This is a genomic window from Kurthia populi, assembly GCF_042686175.1.
Classification (GTDB): domain Bacteria; phylum Bacillota; class Bacilli; order Bacillales_A; family Planococcaceae; genus Kurthia; species Kurthia populi.
Genome location: NZ_JBHUOR010000051.1, coordinates 1 through 608, shown reverse-complemented (window position 1 = coordinate 608; position 608 = coordinate 1). Strand labels below are relative to the sequence as shown.

At 33.9% G+C, this 608-nt stretch carries 1 protein-coding gene; it reads left to right on the top strand.

Annotated features, from left to right (window positions below; all coding sequences use genetic code 11):
• Positions 1–608 (top strand): IS21-like element helper ATPase IstB (gene istB / locus ACFSY7_RS10285; RefSeq protein ID WP_380147770.1); only part of this gene is annotated, 608 nt, incomplete at both ends.

The following is a 608-nucleotide window of genomic DNA, read 5'->3' as shown; positions in this document are numbered from 1 at the left end:
GCACTACATTTAGATGAAGTCATCGACTTCAGCATCGCTAATCAAACTACATTCGTCGATACTTTGATTAAATTGACAAGTTATGAAGTTGATCTCAGAGAAAAAAATATGATTCACGCAATGGTGAAAGTAGGTGCTTTCCCAAATTTAAAAGAAGTAAAGGACTTTGAATTTGAGTTCCAACCATCTATAAATCAGCAGCAAATTCAGGATTTATTGACATTAAGATTTATTGAAAATCAAGAAAACATCGTCTTTCTTGGGCCCAGTGGGGTTGGTAAAACACATTTAGCTTCAGCTATTGGAATAGCAGCAGCAAAAAAACGTACTAGCACTTATTTTGTGAAGTGTCATGATTTAATTCAAAATCTTAAGAAAGCTCATCTTGAGAATCGACTTGAAAGTCGATTGAAGCACTATACGAAATACAAATTATTAATTATAGATGAAATCGGCTATCTACCAATCGAAGCTGATGATGCGAAACTCTTCTTTCAACTTATTGATAGACGTTATGAGCATAGAAGTACCATATTTACAACGAACGTAAATTTTAAAGAATGGGATGGGATTTTTCAAGAAGCAAAGTTAGCCAATGCGATTCTAGA